The 14062-nt window shown below is 36.8% G+C and carries 12 protein-coding genes; 6 read left to right on the top strand and 6 right to left on the bottom strand.

Annotation, left to right across the window (positions count from 1 at the left end; translation table 11 throughout):
* The first annotated feature begins 68 nt into the window (after positions 1-68).
* The 3 genes from AC0L6O_RS02840 to AC0L6O_RS02830 are packed head-to-tail and all read left to right on the top strand — an operon-like array spanning position 69 to position 3639.
* On the top strand, positions 69-848 hold the full coding sequence (locus AC0L6O_RS02840; RefSeq protein ID WP_473306178.1) for a succinate dehydrogenase cytochrome b subunit: 780 nt from the start codon (positions 69-71) through the stop codon (positions 846-848).
* Positions 849-866: 18 nt separating this feature from the next.
* Positions 867-2876, top strand: a complete 2010-nt coding sequence (locus AC0L6O_RS02835; RefSeq protein ID WP_473306177.1) for a fumarate reductase/succinate dehydrogenase flavoprotein subunit — start codon at positions 867-869, stop codon at positions 2874-2876.
* Between the two features lie 10 nt (positions 2877-2886).
* Positions 2887-3639, top strand: a complete 753-nt coding sequence (locus AC0L6O_RS02830) for a succinate dehydrogenase/fumarate reductase iron-sulfur subunit (protein ID WP_473306175.1) — start codon at positions 2887-2889, stop codon at positions 3637-3639.
* Between the two features lie 107 nt (positions 3640-3746).
* Here the strand turns inward: AC0L6O_RS02830 and AC0L6O_RS02825 are convergent, their stop codons facing one another.
* Both AC0L6O_RS02825 and AC0L6O_RS02820 read right to left on the bottom strand, forming a co-directional pair.
* Positions 3747-5366 carry an ABC-F family ATP-binding cassette domain-containing protein gene (locus AC0L6O_RS02825; RefSeq protein ID WP_473306173.1) on the bottom strand — a complete coding sequence of 540 codons (1620 nt, stop codon included), beginning with the start codon at positions 5364-5366 and terminating at the stop codon, positions 3747-3749.
* A 122-nt stretch (positions 5367-5488) separates the two neighbouring features.
* Entirely contained in the window at positions 5489-5911 is a 423-nt protein-coding gene (locus AC0L6O_RS02820; RefSeq protein ID WP_473306172.1) for a hypothetical protein, read from the bottom strand.
* A 673-nt stretch (positions 5912-6584) separates the two neighbouring features.
* Between AC0L6O_RS02820 and AC0L6O_RS02815 the strand changes: the two genes are divergently transcribed.
* On the top strand, positions 6585-7220 hold the full coding sequence (locus tag AC0L6O_RS02815) for a response regulator (RefSeq protein ID WP_473306170.1): 636 nt from the start codon (positions 6585-6587) through the stop codon (positions 7218-7220).
* Between the two features lie 15 nt (positions 7221-7235).
* Positions 7236-10535, top strand: a complete 3300-nt coding sequence (locus AC0L6O_RS02810) for a sensor histidine kinase (protein ID WP_473306168.1) — start codon at positions 7236-7238, stop codon at positions 10533-10535.
* A gap of 92 nt (positions 10536-10627) precedes the next feature.
* Here AC0L6O_RS02810 and AC0L6O_RS02805 read toward each other — a convergent pair whose 3' ends face one another.
* On the bottom strand, positions 10628-11632 hold the full coding sequence (locus tag AC0L6O_RS02805; RefSeq protein ID WP_473306166.1) for a DUF4097 family beta strand repeat-containing protein: 1005 nt from the start codon (positions 11630-11632) through the stop codon (positions 10628-10630).
* A gap of 81 nt (positions 11633-11713) precedes the next feature.
* Entirely contained in the window at positions 11714-12007 is a 294-nt protein-coding gene (locus tag AC0L6O_RS02800; RefSeq protein WP_341226756.1) for a hypothetical protein, read from the bottom strand.
* Positions 12008-12256: 249 nt separating this feature from the next.
* Here AC0L6O_RS02800 and yaaA point away from each other — a divergent pair, with 249 nt between their 5' ends.
* On the top strand, positions 12257-13015 hold the full coding sequence (gene yaaA / locus AC0L6O_RS02795) for a peroxide stress protein YaaA (protein ID WP_473306165.1): 759 nt from the start codon (positions 12257-12259) through the stop codon (positions 13013-13015).
* A 66-nt stretch (positions 13016-13081) separates the two neighbouring features.
* On the opposite strand, the gene AC0L6O_RS02790 is transcribed toward yaaA, so the two are convergent.
* Together AC0L6O_RS02790 and AC0L6O_RS02785 are read right to left on the bottom strand one after the other, a co-directional pair.
* Positions 13082-13465: a hypothetical protein gene (locus AC0L6O_RS02790; RefSeq protein ID WP_473306164.1), complete on the bottom strand. Its 384-nt coding sequence runs from the start codon at positions 13463-13465 to the stop codon at positions 13082-13084.
* Between the two features lie 102 nt (positions 13466-13567).
* Positions 13568-13957, bottom strand: coding sequence for a hypothetical protein (locus AC0L6O_RS02785; protein ID WP_473306162.1), 390 nt, complete (start codon positions 13955-13957; stop codon positions 13568-13570).
* Positions 13958-14062 lie beyond the last annotated feature (105 nt).

The raw sequence follows: 14062 nt of genomic DNA, 5'->3' as shown, positions 1-14062 counted from the left end.
TGACCTCGAATTTTGTACTATTCTAAGTATGAGAGGTTTCATTATTGACCAAAATAAATAATCATTATATGTCTTGGCTTACCAAAACATTAACTAGCTCAATCGGCAAAAAAGTACTAATGGCTCTGACGGGGCTTTTCCTTTGTACTTTCTTAATTATTCACTTGATTGGAAATCTTCAATTGTTCAAAGATGACGGAGGTTATGCATTTAATACCTATACGGTATTTATGACAACCAACCCGCTTATCAAGACAGTTTCCTATCTGCTTTACACCTCTATCTTGTTTCATGCCTTTTGGGGCCTTTACCTGGAATTCCAAAACAGAAAAGCCAGACCAAAAAGTTACGCGATGTCGAAGAATCAAGGTTCTTTCGCAAGTAAAAAGATGGCAATTTTAGGAACCATTGTATTGGTTTACTTAGCAGTTCACATGGGTGATTTCTGGTATGAATATAAATTTGGCCACTTGCCTTATGTAAGCTATACCGAAAACATTGCTTCTGGAGCTATGAATTCTATTGAGTCTCTTTCTTCTGACTACACACAAGAGGTTAAGTTACTTGAAACTATAAATGAAGCTGAAGGAACAAAAACTACCGTAGTAAAAGATTTGTATGCAGAAGCCGAAGCTTCTTTCTCAAATCCTCTTCTGGTATTATTCTACGTGCTTTCAATGGCTGCTTTAGGCTTTCACCTATTGCATGGTTTTCAAAGTGGATTTCAAACACTTGGTCTTAACCACCCTAAATACACTCCATTAGTAAAAAAATTGGGGACATGGATTTTCGCAATTCTGATTCCATTGGCATTTGCTGTCATTCCAGTTTATTTTCTAATTAAATAATTTAAAAAGATAACAATCATGGCAAATTTTAAATTAGACGCCAAAGTTCCTGAAGGCCCACTAGCCGACAAGTGGACATCCTATAAAGACAAAATCAATCTGGTTAATCCAGCGAACAAACGTTCCATTGATGTTATAGTGGTAGGAACTGGTCTTGCTGGAGGTTCGGCCGCAGCTACACTGGCTGAGTTAGGATATAACGTAAAAGCATTTTGTTACCAAGATTCTCCTCGAAGAGCTCACTCTATTGCTGCTCAAGGGGGAATTAACGCCGCAAAGAATTATCAAGGTGATGGTGACTCAAATTATAGATTATTTTATGACACCGTTAAAGGTGGCGACTATAGATCAAGAGAGGCTAACGTACACAGACTAGCTGAAGTCTCTGGAAACATCATTGACCAGTGCGTAGCACAAGGTGTACCATTTGCAAGAGATTATGGTGGACTATTAGATAATCGTTCTTTTGGAGGAGTTTTAGTTTCTAGGACTTTTTATGCCAAAGGGCAAACTGGGCAGCAGCTTCTATTAGGTGCTTATTCTGCCATGAATCGTCAAATAGCTCGTGGTAAAATCCAAATGTATAACCGTCATGAAATGCTTGACTTGGTTATAGTAGATGGTAAAGCAAGAGGAATTATTGCAAGAAATTTAATCACAGGTGAGATAGAAAGACATTCTGCTCACGCTGTAGTAATAGCAAGTGGTGGTTACGGGAACGTATATTTCCTTTCTACTAACGCTATGGGTTCTAACGTAACAGCTGGATGGAAAATCCACAAAAAGGGAGCTTTCTTTGCCAACCCATGTTACACACAAATTCACCCAACGTGTATTCCACGTTCTGGTGATTACCAATCCAAATTGACATTAATGTCGGAGTCGTTAAGAAACGATGGTAGAATTTGGGTTCCTAAAAATATGGACGATGTGATGGCCATTAGAGAAGGTCGTCTTAAACCAACAGAAATTTCTGAAGAAAACAGAGATTACTACTTAGAGAGAAGATATCCTGCTTTTGGTAACTTAGTACCTAGAGACGTAGCCTCTAGAGCCGCAAAAGAAAGATGTGATGCCGGTTATGGTGTAAACCAAACAGGTGAAGCAGTTTACTTAGACTTTAAGTCTGCTATAGAAAGATACGGTAAAGAGCAGGCCATGATTCATGGTTTGAAAGATGCCTCGATGGAAAAAATCATTGAGCTAGGTACAGAAGTAGTTAGGTCTAAATATGGTAACCTCTTCCAGATGTATGAAAAGATTGTGGATGAAGACCCATACACTACACCAATGATGATATATCCTGCCACACACTATACTATGGGTGGGGTTTGGGTTGATTATAACTTGATGACTACTATTCCTGGTTGCTATGCTATTGGAGAAGCTAACTTCTCTGACCATGGTGCCAACAGATTAGGAGCATCAGCTCTTATGCAAGGTTTAGCTGATGGTTATTTTGTATTGCCTTACACCATTGGTCATTACTTATCAGATGATATTAGAACCGGCCCAATCTCTACTGATTCTCCTGAATTTGAAGAAGCTGAAAATTCAGTAAAAGAGAAACTTGAGTTCTTTGTTAATAATAAGGGAACTCACTCTGTCGATTATTACCACAAGAAGCTTGGTAAAATCATGTGGGATAAAGTAGGAATGGCAAGAAACAAAGAAGGTTTAACAGAAGCCATTGCTGAAATAAAAGCCATTAGAAAAGACTTCTGGAAAAATGTTAGTGTTCCTGGTAATGCTAGCGAACTTAACCCTGAGCTTGAAAAAGCAAATAGAGTAGCCGATTTCTTAGAACTTGGTGAGCTATTCGCAAAAGACGCTTTGGAAAGAAACGAATCTTGTGGAGGGCACTTCCGTGAAGATTATCAAACAGAAGACGGAGAAGCACTGCGTGATGATGAAAATTATGCCTACGTAGCTGCATGGGAATATAAAGGAGAACCATCTGATGCCGTACTCCACAAAGAACAATTAGAATTTAAAGACATTGAGTTGAAAACTCGCTCATACAAATAACAAACTGACCATGGATTTAACACTGAAGATTTGGAGACAAAAAAATGCAGAGGACAAAGGTGGGATTGTAGATTATAAGGTCACTGAAATTTCTGATCATATGTCATTTCTTGAAATGATGGATGTCTTAAACGAACAATTAATCAATACAGGAGAAGAGCCAGTAGCATTTGACCATGATTGCCGTGAGGGTATTTGTGGTTCATGTTCTTTGCACATTAATGGCGAACCTCATGGACCAGATAGTGGCACCACTACTTGCCAGCTCCACATGCGTCGTTTTAATGATGGCGATGAAATTTACATAGAGCCTTTTAGAGCTAAAGCTTTTCCTGTAATAAAGGATTTGATAGTAGATAGAACATCTTTTGACAGAATTCAGCATGCTGGTGCTTACATTTCAGTAAACACTTCTGGAAATACCCAAGATGCTAACTCTATCCCTATTCCTAAAGTAGATGCTGATAAAGCCTTTGATGCTGCTACATGTATTGGATGTGGAGCATGTGTAGCTTCTTGTAAAAATGCTTCTGCAATGCTTTTTGTTTCGGCTAAAATATCTCAGTTCGCTCTTTTACCTCAAGGTAAAGTAGAAGCTGCAGAAAGAGCTAAAAACATGGTAACTCAAATGGATCTAGAAGGCTTTGGTAACTGTACCAATACTGGTGCATGTGAAGTAGAGTGCCCTAAAGGAATTTCATTAGAGAATATTGCTAGAATGAATAGAGAATACCTTTCAGCAAGTTTAACTACTGCTGAATAACATTAAATATATCCGATTGTAAAATAAAAAGCTTGAACCAATGGTTCAAGCTTTTTTTATGCTCTATTAAGTTTCAGAGAAGCTAATTAACTTCTGTTATTAATATTCTAATCATACAACTCGGCACGCTGAGATTTTACTTTTGCATCTGTCAAATAATCATCAAAGCTCATAAGTTTATCTAAACAGCCTTTTGGCGTAAGCTCAATAACTCTATTTGCTACCGTGTTAGTCAACTGGTGATCATGACATGTGAAAAGGATATTACTATCATACTCTTCCATGCCTTTATTTAAAGCCTGAATTGACTCTAAGTCAAGGTGATTGGTAGGTTCATCAAAAAGCAAGACGTTAGAGTTAGAAAGCATCATTTTTGAGAACATACAACGCTGCTTTTCTCCCCCAGATAAAACTGTACACTGTTTCAACGCCTCTTCTCCTGCAAAAAGCATTCTTCCTAAAAAGCTTCTTACAAAAGTCTCGTCTTTATCTTCAGAGTATTGACGAAGCCAATCAACTAAATTCAAATCAGAATCAGAGAAGTACTCCGTATTATCATTTGGTAGGTAGTCTTTAGTTATAGTTACTCCCCACTTAAAATCTCCCGAGGTTGCTTTCTTCTTGCCCATTAAAATGTCAAAAAGAGCAGAAACAGCTAAACCATCTTTGCTTAAAAAGGCAATCTTATCCTTTTTCATTACTTGGAAAGAAAGGTCTTTGAAAAGATACTCTCCTTCCTCATTCTTATAGCTAAGGTCTTCTACCATTAACATCTGATCGCCTACTTCACGCTCTGGCTTAAAGCCTATATAAGGATATCTTCTAGATGATGGCTGAATAGCTGAAATATCTAACTTATCAATCATCTTTTGACGGGCTGTAGCCTGCTTAGACTTTGCCACGTTGGCAGAAAAACGACGAATAAAGTCTTCCAACTCCTTCTTTTTCTCTTCTGCTTTTTTGTTCTGGTCAGAACGCTGACGAGCCGCCAACTGGCTAGACTCATACCAGAATGTATAGTTACCACCGTAAAGATTTATTTTCTTGAAATCTAAATCGGCAATGTATGTACAAACGTTATCTAAAAAGTGTCTATCGTGAGATACTACAATTACAGTATTCTTGAAATTCATCAAGAAATTCTCTAACCACAAAATAGACTCAATGTCCAAGTTGTTAGTAGGCTCATCTAATAAAAGAACATCAGGGTTTCCGAAAAGAGCTTGGGCCAAAAGAACCTTTACTTTTTCAGACAGATTCAAATCAGCCATTAAAGTTTGGTGATATTGCTCTTTCACACCAAGACCTGAAAGTAAAGTAGCAGCATCTGACTCAGCTTCCCAACCATTCATTTCAGCAAACTCCGCTTCTAAGTCTGCAGCACGATTACCGTCTTCTTCTGTGAAGTCTTCCTTCATATAGATGGCATCTTTTTCATGCATCACCTCTATAAGCTTTTCGTTACCTCTCATCACAGTTTCTAAAACTGGATATTCATCATAGGCATTCTGATTTTGACTCAAAACCGACATTCTCTCTCCTGGGTCAAGACTGAAAGAACCTGAGGTTGCTTCTATTTCGCCTGAAAGAATTTTAACGAATGTAGACTTACCTGCACCATTGGCACCAATAAGACCGTAAACGTTACCTGGAACAAATTTCAAGTTGACATTGTCAAAGAGAACTCTTTTTCCGAACTGAAGAGATATATTAGAAACTGTTAACATAAACTGATGATTTTTCTTCTAAAAATGGCTGCAAAGGTAAGGTTTTTATATGGCAAATAGAAGCCTTATAAAATGACCATTAGGTCAATGATATTTAAACTAAGAATAAGCTAGTAAATTGATTATTTGACAATAACTGTAATCATATCATCTTTTACCTCAAAAAAACTTCCCGGTTTGTGTTTTTCTATAAAATCACGCAAGTTTGAAATAGTTGGATAGTCATTTTCACCAACAAAACAACGGGCATCATCTATCAATAAAACATGTGGGTATGGTGATGTAAAAATCGCATTTAATTCTCCATAAATAGGGCAATCTTTATCTCCTTGAGCTGTTTCACCAGAAGAGAAATGGCCATCAAGCCAAAATAATGTAGTATCAGAAAGTTCTTTTATAATCTGGGGTATTAAAACTCCACTATCGCCAAAGTGCAACTCTATGTTCTTATTTTTTCTAAACTTTTTGAGAGCTTTTTTATAATACAAAGGTGAAAGCTCCACCGAAATCAATTTCGGAAAATGACTTTTCAATGCAAAAATCATATCTCCTTTATAGGTTCCTGTCTCTACAAACGTCTTACAATTATACTCTTTTTGTAATTCCTGAATTTTGAAAAGTTTGACAACTTGTGGTGGTGGAATTGAGCTCCCTGACTCTACCCATTTTTTAAACTGATACTTTCTAAAAGAATGCTGAAAAGGCTCTGGAAATAAATGAAAAATGTTTTTAAAAAGGTCTCGTAGCATAAAGGATAGAACTGAACGTTAATTTGCCCCAATTTACTCCTTTTATTTCGTTAAGAAATATTTTGAGAACACCTATACCTTCTCTTTTCTATCAACGTTTCAGGGATCGTCATTACAATCCAAACCACTATAATATTGATTATACAGCATCTTAGACTTTAAGAAACCTATCTTTAAAAATCAAAAAGACACAAATAGTGATTGCCACAAGTGAATTTGCCTTGAATCTATTCTTTTAATATTCGACAAAAAGGCTCAGTTCTCTAAAAAATCATTACTCACGGCTATAAAACAGAAAACACATGTAAATCTCCAACAATAAAACTATTTGTCGAGCACCCTGAAGGGTGCAATTTTCTTTCGTTTTGGCGTTTTTGTCACCCTTTAGGGTGACACACTTAATTAAAATGTTAAATTCGTGCTACTAAAAAAGCCCGAAAGTAATTTAACCGTCGTATAAAAAAACAGCATGAAAACAGTCTGCCTAATAGATGATGACAAAATAGTTACAGACAGTGTTTCTTCATTCTTAGAAATGCAACCTGACATAAAAATTACAGGAATTTTTCATTCAGCTGAAGACTTTATTAATCCCGCCAATCTAGCTAAACACGAGGCTACTTCCATTTTAATTCTTGATGTGGGCTTGCCCGGCATTTCAGGAATTGATGCCATTGCCCCCATTAAGGAAAAGTTTCCTGAACTAGACATTATCATGCTCACCACTTATGAAGAAGAGGATGTCATTTTAAAAGCCATTTATAACGGTGCTTGTTCTTATGTTTCAAAAAAAGCGGGTTTGAAAGCTATTTTAGATGCCGTTAATATAGTTGATAATGGTGGCTCCTATATGTCCCCAGCCATTGCAAGGGAAATTTTCAATCATTTGTCTCCTAAAAAATCCGATGCTAAATTTAGTTTACCAGAGAGACAGCTTGAAATCTTAGAAAGTTTGGTAGACGGAAAAACCTACCTGCAAATAGCAGAAGACTTCAATATTTCGGTAGAGACTGTACGCTCCCATATTAAGCGAATGTATAAGAAACTACATGTGAGCAACAAAACCGAAGCCATCTCTAAATTCATGAAAGGTCAGGTTTCTTAACTTAACGCGAAACAAATGACTCGCCTGAACTACCTTCTTCTAATACTTCTTACCACGATTACAGCTTGTAAAGAGAAAGACGCTTCCAAAAGCTTACAAACAAATTCAAAAGAGCGAGATGCCATCTTTTCTACAATAAAGCTAAACACGCTGCCAGAGCCAAACACTGTTCCCATGGGAAGGAACTTGGTAAAAAGAGTAGGCAATACTCAAATTATAATACTGCCAAAAAAAGGGATTAAAGTAAACCCGAGAAAAACCACTTACGCCCAAACAAAAAATATAAATAACAATAAGCTTCAAGAAACCTTAAGAACTCCACTTACAGAAACAAAAGTTAAGAGCCCAGCAGCTCAGTCAAATATTGCTAAGCAACCAAACTTCCCAGATTACAACCCATATAACTTTAACGTTTATGATCTTACATCCGGACTCATAGACAGTAAAGTACACGACATACTTCAAGACAGAAAAGGAAATATTTGGATTTCTTCTTACCTCGGCGTCTCGAAATACAACGGTAGAACCTACGAGAACTTTGGTCAGAATCAAGGCTTGGCAGATGGCTATATTGACCATGTCTATGAAGACATGGATGGTAATATCTGGTTTTCGCATAGAAAAGGAATTAGCAAGTTTGATGGTGAAAACATGTCTAATTTTCATACATCGAATGATATTCTAGCCAAGGGTATCAACCAGTTCATGCAAGACAAGGATGGCAACTTTTGGTTAGCCTCTCAAACGGATGGCGTTTTTAAGATTGAAAAGGATAAGCCTGATGAACTAATAACATTTAATGAATTTAAGGGACCCGTGAATGCTATCCTTGAAGACGGAATGGGCAATATTTGGTTTGCCACCGAGCAAATGGGTTTAATAAAGTACGATGGCAACTCATATATTCAATTTCCTGAGACAAGTAATTTAGCAATCTCTTGTTTGACAGAAAGTAGTGATGGCTCCATTTGGTTTGGTTCTTTTGCCTCTATTACTCGTTTTGATGGAGAAACTTTTATCTCCTATGACAAGCTTGGAAAGTCTAGACTTAAGAGCATTTTGGAAGACGACTCCAAAACTATCTGGTTCACCACAGAATTTGACGGGGCATATGCCCTAAAAGAAGATTTACTAAAAAACATTACCATTAACGAGGGACTACCGAGTAATGAAACAAGCGGGCTACTTCAGGATAGGGCTGGTAATATTTGGATTGGCACTTACGAGGGAGCGGTTAAATACAACAAGATGTTTTCTAGCTTCTTTACTCAGGACGGACTAACCAGTCAGGCAGCTCGAAGTTTACATCAAGAAGCAAATGGCAATATATGGGTAGGCTGCGACTTAGGAGGTGTTTCTTATTTTGACTTTGGCAACAACACCATTACTAATTTCACGGTAGAAAGTGGATTAAGCGGACAAAACATTAACGCAATTACAGTAGACCAAGACGGCGATATTTGGTTTGGCTTTTGGGATAGCGACCTCTGTAAACTTTCGGCCGACCATAATACCATTACGCAATATAAAGATGCTGGTCATAAGGTAGTATCGCTCTATACCGACTACCTCGGTGATATATGGTATAGCTCACGAGAAAAAGAAGGTGTTTTTAAGATTGATAAAAAGAAAAACACAAGAACACATTATACCATTGACCAAGGTTTAGTTGACAGAGAAATTATTCAGATAAATCAAGACATTGACACCAACTACGTATTTACCACCTTTGCTGGAATATCCTTCCTGAATAAAGAACAAACCGAACTAACAAATTACCCAAAAACCTCCGGTCAAAACCTGAGCATTATAGAAAGCTATTTTCAAGACCACACTGGAGCTTATTGGCTAAGTTCATTGGTAGGTGAAGGTATTTTCAGGTTAAACAGAAAGACCAATAAATTAAATCAATTCACAATGAATGATGGCTTGCCCAGCAATGTGGTTTTAACTGCCATTCAAGACGACAATAAAAACATGTGGATTAGCACCCGTAATGGAGTTGCTAAAATTGACAAAAGTATACTTGAGAGCCTAGATTCTCAAGATACTTTTCTTGACAAAAACCTATTCACCGTTTTTGGCTCTGAAAATAATTTCATTGGAAATGGAGACGGAAGGCATTACATTTTGAAAGATAAATTTAACCGACTTTGGATTCTTTTACTTGACAGAATAAGCTTTATTGACCTCAACGAGGTTAAGGAAAAAGAGAGTTCTGTAGACATAGAACTACTTAACTTTAAACTATTTAATGAGGCTATTAATTGGACCACCGAGGGCTCTTACACTTTAAAAAACGGATTAGAAGTAGGTAGATTTAAGTTTAATGGTTTTATAAATAACACAGGAATTCCGCTAGAACCTGTATTACCCTATGATAACAACTTTGTGAGTTTTGAGTTTGTAGGAATTGATGTAAACAAACCGCAATCCGTAAAATATCAATATCAACTGGAGGGCTTAGAAAAAAACTGGAGCTCCATTACAAAAACTCCTGAAGCCACTTATGGCAACTTAAGCCCAGGGAAATATACTTTCAAAGTAAAAGCCATGAATGAGGCCGGAATTTGGAGTAATATCAGTCAATATCAATTTAGTATTACACCACCTTGGTGGAAAACTTGGTGGGCTTATTTGTTTTACATTGTGTCTGCAATTCTGCTTATTTACGCATGGACTCGCTATAATGTCTACCTAACTTTAGAAAAGTATAAAGCAACCCAAGCCATGCGAGCTAAAATATCGACTGACCTCCATGACGATGTAGGAAGCATACTTTCAGGCTTGTCCATGAAATCAGAGTTAATGTCTTATTCGGCAGACAAAACGCAACAAAAAGAGCTTACCACATTAAGCGAAATGAGTAGAGATGCCATGGAACGAATGCGAGACACCGTATGGGCCATGGATGCCAGAAAAGACAAATACGAAAATCTGACGGATAGAATGAGAGCCTTTGCCGAAAGCAACTTACCTCTTAAGAATATTTCCTATGACATTAAGATAGAAAGCCTTAAAAATGGAGAGTTTATTAATCCAGAAATCAGACAAAACGTTTACCTCATTTTTAAAGAAGCCATCACCAACATCCTTAAACATTCTGATGCCAAGCATGTTACCATTAATTTTAACAAAAAAGCCAACACCTTAACATTGACAATAAGAGATGACGGCTCGGAGAAAAACACAAAGCCTTCTGATGGTTTAGGTATGAGCAACATGGCAACTCGAGCCAAATCATTAAAAGGCACTCTGAAAGCTTATTACCAAAAAGGTTTTATCGTAGAACTAGAAATTCCAACCAATACATAAACTGTTATTATTACAAACTCTTAAAAAAGAAAATCCGAGTTAGGACTAATACGTTCCAACTCGGATTTTTTCTGTTACTAATATCAGTGTCTTTAATTAATATTTACATGCCCAGTACTTGAAGAAATATCAACATTGGCTCCGCCGCCATTTACTTTACCGCGAACATGATTTTTATCAAAATCCCCTTCAAAGTTTTTATAAGCCATGGTAAGTCTTGAACCCTTTATGTCTAAGTCCATTCCTTTGTCCATAGGTAGGTTTACATCAATTCCGCCGGCACTGGTGTGCAAAACTAAAAAGTCACCTACCTCCAAAATATCTGCTTTAATACTTCCTCCGCTGGTACTTGCCTTTACACTGGCCGCTATTCTTTCTAAACGAATAGAACCGCCGGAAGTTCCAGTAATTAGTTCTCCTTCAATATCGGAGGCTTTTATACTTCCTCCACTAGTGTGAGCATCTATATCACCTCGCATATTTGCTAGTTTAATACCTCCTCCAGAAGTTCTTAGTTTAATATCACCTTCTGCATTTTCCACGTCTATCCCTCCCCCACTCGTACTTAAATCTACTCTGTCTACTACATCACTTACATAAATACCTCCACCTGAGGTTCTGCCATAAATATCACCACTTAATTTGCTCAAATGAAGACCTCCGCCACTTGTGCTAAAGTTTAAGTCGCCATGAAGATTTGTCAAATGAATGCCGCCGCCACTAGTTAACAACTCCGTATCCACATTTCTAGGAGACTTAATTTTAAAGGTAATGTTAAGTCCTTTCTTCCAATTGTTCTTTACGTTAGATTTTGCGAAGCAAATAAGTGTGCCTCCTTCTTTTCTTACTTCCAGCGTATAGTCACGCAGTCTATCCTCTATTTCTGCGTTCGAAAGGTCTCCATTCCCTTTTATAAAAACCTCTACCACGGTACGTGAACCCGAAACGCCTGTCACCTCAATACCACCTCCAGATGTTCTTACATCTAAGTTCTCAATGTCATCGGCGTTAAATGTTTTGACTAGAAACGGTTCTTTTTGAGCATAAGAAATAAGGCTTATGCATGTTAATAAACCTAATACGAATAGCTTTTTCATAATTTTTGAATTGATTAAGATTGAGTAAATAATTGTTTAGGCTTGTGTTTTGCCTTGCTTGGTTTTGAGATGTCAAAAAACCTAAACAGGTTGCAGCAGAGCTCGCTGTTTTTTCAAATCGTCTCTTTTCACAAAGGTTATTGGAACAAATTCATCAGTAGGCGAGCCAATAAAATACAAGCTCCATTCTTGGTCATAGTCCTTCAAAAGATGGCTGATACACTCCGCCCTATCTACTGTCGGTACTTCACAGTCTTCCCAGTAAAAAAGCTCTACACGGTAATGAAGCTCTTGTTTTTGACCATTTATGGTTACCTCAATTTCTACTTCTTGTTTGCCATTCCCTGGTGGAATTGGTATCGCGATATGTGCCATAACTTGATTTTTTTATGTCAAAACTTACATGAGTATTTATATAACAATTCTAAAAGCGAAACCTATGCCAACTAAAATAAATCACTAATTACAAGACACTTACAACAAATTAATTCAACAAAAAATGTCCATAAACGGACAAAATAGCAGATACCGAACGGAGAAAAATAGAACAAACTAGGTAAACCAGAAACTGTCAAGCCGAGATTAGCGTTTCTTGATTGACTGAGTACTATCCCAAAAAGATTTATGAAAATTGTAATTTCTCCTGCCAAGACATTAGACTTTGAAAGTGCATTGCCTACGGACAAGTTTAGCATACCTAGTTTTTTAAAAGAAACTGAAAAACTAAACGCCGCTCTAAAAACCAAGTCTGCCAAGAAACTCTCTGATTTGATGAGTATCTCAAAAGCTTTGGCCGAATTAAATAGAGAAAGAAACCTAAACAGAGAGGAAGAATACAATACCGAAAATGCTCGTCAAGCCGTTTTTGCCTTTAAAGGAGATGTTTATTTAGGATTAGATGCTTATACTTTAAACGCTGAGCAAATAGACCAAATGAACGATAAACTGAGAATTCTCTCGGGTCTTTATGGTTTACTTAAGCCTTTAGATTTAATTCAGCCTTACAGGCTTGAAATGGGAACAAAACTTAAGGTTGGGAGTAAACCAAACCTTTATAAATTTTGGGATAAAAAAATTACGCAGGCTATTAACGACGAATTAGAAGATGGCGAGCCTTTTGTCAATTTAGCTAGCAACGAGTATTTTGGAGCAGTGAAACCTGATTTATTAAAATCTCCCGTTATCACGCCTGTTTTTAAAGACTACATAAAAGGAAACTTAAAAGTGGTTAGTTTTCATGCCAAAAAAGCTCGAGGTATGATGGTGAGATATATTTTAGACAAGAATATCGAAAAGGCAGAAGACCTTAAAACGTTCAACTATGGTAATTATGAGTTTGACGTAAAGGCCTCTAGTCAAAATGAATTCGTTTTTATTCGGTAACAAAAAAGAGGGAAACATACCTCTTAAGTACATTCCCCCCTTTTAAAACTAGATTTCCCCTTTTCTTTAAAACTTCACAATTTTCATCGGTGAAGGTTGCGAAATATTAACTGGTTGTACAATCTCTTCTTTGCCATTGCTAACCTTAATTTTATATGTTCCATTAGGGAGTGTATTTATATCAAAGTTAATCCTACCCGACTCCTGCTTTTTGGTTAGAAAAGACTCAGAGAGCTCATTTCCTTCGTTATCTAGAAAAGTAACTTGAAGGTAGTCGCCTTTTTGTTTCTCAAAAAAGGTCTTGATGGTTCCCGTGTTATAATTATAGTACATTCCCACTTCGAATGTCTTCGCTTTTTCTGGGTTTGGGTTTTCGGTATTTGCTAAAGCAGCAAAAGAAAGTGTAGTGGCGAATAGTGCTAAGGCGATAGTTTTGAATTGCTTTTCCATAATTGTATTTTTTATTTTTTTGTAATAGCTTCTAATTTTTTTGCAGTGTTTACTGCTTCGATAAGGATGAATATTAAACTTCTAAGAACTCAGAAAGTCATATTATTTTGAAAATTCCACAACAGTCACTGGGCTAGGCTGAGAGATATTCACTGGCTTTACTATCTCTTCTTTACCGTTGCTAACCTTAATATTATAAGTTCCAGTAGGCAATGAATTAATATCAAAGTAAACCCTTCCTGAATCCTGCTTTTTGTTTAAATAAGATTCTGAAAGCTCTTCTCCTTCTTCATTAAGAAAAGTAACATGTAGTTGGTCTCCCTTTTGTTTCTCAATGAATGTCTTGATAGTACCAGTGTTATAATCGTAGTACATTCCCACTTCAAAAGTCTTTGCTTTTTCTGGGTTTGGGTTTTCGGTATTTGCTAAAGCAGCAAATGAAAGTGTAGTGGCAAATAGAGCTAAGGCGATAGTTTTGAATTGCTTTTTCATAATTGTAATTGTTTATTTTTTGTAAATAGCTTTTAAGTTTTGCAGTGTTAACTGCGTTTCGATGTGTCAAAGGTCAGCAATAAACCAACTACTATGCAATACATA

The organism is Arcticibacterium sp. GJ41-1 (genome assembly GCF_055808875.1).
Note: the sequence above shows the minus strand (reverse complement) of the source record. Positions and strands in the feature narration are given on the sequence as shown.

Coding starts and splice junctions, on each gene's coding strand:
- AC0L6O_RS02800 (WP_341226756.1), bottom strand. CDS start 12,007: ATGGCACATATCGCGATACCAATTCCACCAGGGAATGGCAAACAAGAA.
- AC0L6O_RS02835 (WP_473306177.1), top strand. CDS start 867: ATGGCAAATTTTAAATTAGACGCCAAAGTTCCTGAAGGCCCACTAGCC.
- AC0L6O_RS02820 (WP_473306172.1), bottom strand. CDS start 5,911: ATGATTTTTGCATTGAAAAGTCATTTTCCGAAATTGATTTCGGTGGAG.
- AC0L6O_RS02830 (WP_473306175.1), top strand. CDS start 2,887: ATGGATTTAACACTGAAGATTTGGAGACAAAAAAATGCAGAGGACAAA.
- AC0L6O_RS02785 (WP_473306162.1), bottom strand. CDS start 13,957: ATGAAAAAGCAATTCAAAACTATCGCCTTAGCTCTATTTGCCACTACA.
- AC0L6O_RS02815 (WP_473306170.1), top strand. CDS start 6,585: ATGAAAACAGTCTGCCTAATAGATGATGACAAAATAGTTACAGACAGT.
- AC0L6O_RS02840 (WP_473306178.1), top strand. CDS start 69: ATGTCTTGGCTTACCAAAACATTAACTAGCTCAATCGGCAAAAAAGTA.
- AC0L6O_RS02805 (WP_473306166.1), bottom strand. CDS start 11,632: ATGAAAAAGCTATTCGTATTAGGTTTATTAACATGCATAAGCCTTATT.
- AC0L6O_RS02810 (WP_473306168.1), top strand. CDS start 7,236: ATGACTCGCCTGAACTACCTTCTTCTAATACTTCTTACCACGATTACA.
- AC0L6O_RS02825 (WP_473306173.1), bottom strand. CDS start 5,366: ATGTTAACAGTTTCTAATATATCTCTTCAGTTCGGAAAAAGAGTTCTC.
- yaaA (WP_473306165.1), top strand. CDS start 12,257: ATGAAAATTGTAATTTCTCCTGCCAAGACATTAGACTTTGAAAGTGCA.
- AC0L6O_RS02790 (WP_473306164.1), bottom strand. CDS start 13,465: ATGGAAAAGCAATTCAAAACTATCGCCTTAGCACTATTCGCCACTACA.